A 606-nucleotide genomic window follows, 5' to 3' on the forward strand; every position below is an offset into this window, starting at 1 on the left:
AACGTCGCTGGCCACCGTTTGTCTACTGGTGAAATGGAAGAAATTGTTGGTGGTCACCCTGCCATTGCAGAATGTGCGGTTGTGGGCATTCACGATGAGCTAAAAGGACAGCTACCACTTGGTTTCGTTGTGCTGAAAGATGGCGTGAAGGTTGATGAGTTAGCGCTAGAAGGTGAACTTGTGGGTCAGGTGAGAAATGAGATTGGCGCGGTTGCATGCTTCAAACACGCACTGGTTGTAGATCGCTTACCGAAAACACGCTCGGGTAAAATTCTGCGTCGAACCATCCGCCAAATTGCTGATGGTGAACAATACACCGTGCCATCGACGATTGATGATCCAACGAGCCTGAATGAAATAGAGCGAGTATTACGACGCTAACAATTTATCGTCGTACTCAAATGAAACCCTGATCCTCGAACTCCGTAGTTTGGTTCTGCCTCTGTATGCTGATTTGTACAGGGGCTTTTTTGCGTTGGTGCTCCAGAAAACAATCGCGAGTAGGTGCTTTTGTGGCTTGCCAAGCCTGTGTTTTCGCAACACACTATACGGACTCAAATTTTGGTAACCTTTAGTATGTCTGCATTTGTAATCAAAGCTGCGAGT

General features: G+C 47.0%; 1 protein-coding gene. It reads left to right on the forward strand.

The genetic code is table 11. The features are described from left to right. Window positions 1–381, forward strand: a 381-nt coding sequence (locus R7E78_RS28215; protein WP_411913781.1) for an AMP-binding enzyme, incomplete at its 5' end; no start/stop codon positions are given. Window positions 382–606 lie beyond the last annotated feature (225 nt).

It is taken from the genome of Vibrio sp. YT-19(2023), assembly GCF_033337395.1.